Genomic DNA, 2,447 nt, shown 5'->3' with positions numbered 1-2,447 from the left:
AAAATACCACAAGTATTGAATCTGATTTTTTCGTAATATTCATTCAAACTTCCTCTTTGAGTTTACAACTATATTGTTAAAGTTTAGAACATTAATGTCATTTTTGAGACTTTAATGGTCAGTCACAAAAAGGCACATGCGAAAATATGAATGGTTTAATTAGGCAATATTTACCTAAAGGGATTGATTTAAATCAGGCAGATCAGCATTATTTAAATCAAGTTGCCATGTCACTGAATACTCGTCCTAGAAAGGCGTTAGATTGGCTTACACCATTAGAGAAATTTGCTCAGCTTGTTGATTATCATATGGCTTTTGAAACTGTCGCACCTCATGTTTGAATTCGCCCCATATTTTTGCTACAGTGAACCAAATTAAGATCATCTATTTACTAGGCCTCGCATTTGCGGGGTTTTTAATGCTGAATAAAAGGAAAACTTGATGGAATTGCCCAATATTATGCACCCGGTCGCGAAGCTGAGCACCGCATTAGCCGCTGCATTGATGCTGAGCGGGTGCATGCCCGGTGAAATCCGCCCGACGATTGGCCAGCAAATGGAAACTGGCGACCAACGGTTTGGCGATCTGGTTTTCCGCCAGCTCGCACCGAATGTCTGGCAGCACACTTCCTATCTCGACATGCCGGGTTTCGGGGCAGTCGCTTCCAACGGTTTGATCGTCAGGGATGGCGGCCGCGTGCTGGTGGTCGATACCGCCTGGACCGATGACCAGACCGCCCAGATCCTCAACTGGATCAAGCAGGAGATCAACCTGCCGGTCGCGCTGGCGGTGGTGACTCACGCGCATCAGGACAAGATGGGCGGTATGGACGCGCTGCATGCGGCGGGGATTGCGACTTATGCCAATGCGTTGTCGAACCAGCTTGCCCCGCAAGAGGGGATGGTTGCGGCGCAACACAGCCTGACTTTCGCCGCCAATGGCTGGGTCGAACCAGCAACCGCGCCCAACTTTGGCCCGCTCAAGGTATTTTACCCCGGCCCCGGCCACACCAGTGACAATATCACCGTTGGGATCGACGGCACCGACATCGCTTTTGGTGGCTGCCTGATCAAGGACAGCAAGGCCAAGTCGCTCGGCAATCTCGGTGATGCCGACACTGAGCACTACGCCGCGTCAGCGCGCGCGTTTGGTGCGGCGTTCCCCAAGGCCAGCATGATCGTGATGAGCCATTCCGCCCCCGATAGCCGCGCCGCAATCACTCATACGGCCCGCATGGCCGACAAGCTGCGCTGAGCCATGGCTGACCACGTCACCCCCAATCTGCCATCGCGCGATTTCGATGTGACAGAGGCGTTTTATGCGAAGCTGGGCTTTGCGACGAGTTGGAAGGATCGCGGCTGGATGATCCTGCAGCGCGGCGGTTTGCAGCTCGAATTCTTCCCCTATCCTGACCTCGACCCAGCTACGAGCTCGTTCGGCTGTTGCCTGCGGTTGGATGATCTCGATGCCATGGTGGCATTGGTGAACGCGGCGGGAGCCGAGGAAAAAAGCACCGGCTGGCCGCGCTTCAAAGCTCCGCAACTGGAGGCGAGCGGCCTGAGGATCGGCTACCTGATCGATCCCGACTGCACGCTGGTGCGGCTGATCCAGAACCCCGACTGACCGCATGCCCGCGAAAATCAAGATTTGCGGGATCAGCACACCCGAGGCGCTCGATGCGACCATCGCGGCGCGGGCGGACTATGCCGGGTTGGTGTTCTATCCAGCGTCGCCCCGTGCGGTTACGTCGAATGTCGCGGGCGCTTTGACATCGCGCGCAGCTGGCCAGATCGCCATGGTCGGTTTGTTCGTCGATGCGGATGATGCTGTCATCGCCGACGCACTGGTGGCAGCCAAGCTGAACGCGCTGCAGCTGCACGGTTCGGAATCGCCCGAACGCGTGGCCCAGTTGCGCGCGCGGTTTGGCAAGCCGGTGTGGAAGGCGCTGCCCGTCGCCAGCGCCAGCGATGTCGCACGCGCCGCAGCCTATGCCGGGGCGGCGGACTTGATCTTGTTCGACGCCAAGACCCCCAAAGGCGCGCTGCCCGGCGGCATGGGGTTGGCGTTCGACTGGTCGCTGCTGGCCGGATATCGCGGTGCCTTGCCGTGGGGGCTGGCAGGCGGGCTAAATCCGACGAATGTTGCCGAGGCGATTGCGCGCACCGGAGCGCCGCTGGTCGATACCTCCAGCGGCGTCGAAAGCGCGCCGGGCGTCAAGGATACCGACAAGATTACCAATTTCGCCTTTGCGGTGCGCTTGGCCTAAATCGCGTCGATCAATAGGCGTCGTTCAGCGCAAAGATCGGCTTGCGGGTGCGCCACTGTCTTTGCACATTAAAGACTTAAACTGATGAATCATAAAATCAATAACTTACATTAGGTATGATTCAGTAAATTTACATTATAGTTCTAAACTCAATGAACTTTGAGTTTAGATAACCAATCCA

General features: G+C 55.9%; 3 protein-coding genes and 1 pseudogene. All 4 read left to right on the top strand.

The features are described 5' to 3' along the window. Positions 1 to 125 precede the first annotated feature (125 nt). A pseudogene (locus tag DYI81_RS17765) lies at positions 126 to 341 on the top strand (IS30 family transposase); the annotation flags it as partial. Positions 342 to 441: 100 nt separating this feature from the next. Next, the gene (locus tag DYI81_RS17760; RefSeq protein WP_004201164.1) at positions 442 to 1,254 is read left to right on the top strand and encodes a subclass B1 metallo-beta-lactamase NDM-1; all 813 of its coding nucleotides are present in this window, start codon (positions 442 to 444) and stop codon (positions 1,252 to 1,254) included. Positions 1,255 to 1,257: 3 nt separating this feature from the next. Beyond that, on the top strand, positions 1,258 to 1,623 hold the full coding sequence (gene ble, locus DYI81_RS17755) for a bleomycin binding protein Ble-MBL (protein WP_004201167.1): 366 nt from the start codon (positions 1,258 to 1,260) through the stop codon (positions 1,621 to 1,623). A gap of 4 nt (positions 1,624 to 1,627) precedes the next feature. Continuing rightward, the gene (locus DYI81_RS17750) at positions 1,628 to 2,266 is read left to right on the top strand and encodes a phosphoribosylanthranilate isomerase (protein WP_004201168.1); all 639 of its coding nucleotides are present in this window, start codon (positions 1,628 to 1,630) and stop codon (positions 2,264 to 2,266) included. Positions 2,267 to 2,447 lie beyond the last annotated feature (181 nt).

Source organism: Acinetobacter sp. SWAC5, assembly GCF_003419885.1.
Classification (GTDB): Bacteria; Pseudomonadota; Gammaproteobacteria; order Pseudomonadales; family Moraxellaceae; genus Acinetobacter; species Acinetobacter cumulans.
The sequence above is the reverse complement of the archived record's forward strand: the minus strand, read 5'-3'. Positions and strand labels throughout refer to the sequence as shown.

Excerpts from the sequence above, each read along its gene's own strand:
- DYI81_RS17760 (WP_004201164.1), top strand. The coding sequence starts at position 442 with ATGGAATTGCCCAATATTATGCACCCGGTCGCGAAGCTGAGCACCGCA.
- ble (WP_004201167.1), top strand. The coding sequence starts at position 1,258 with ATGGCTGACCACGTCACCCCCAATCTGCCATCGCGCGATTTCGATGTG.
- DYI81_RS17750 (WP_004201168.1), top strand. The coding sequence starts at position 1,628 with ATGCCCGCGAAAATCAAGATTTGCGGGATCAGCACACCCGAGGCGCTC.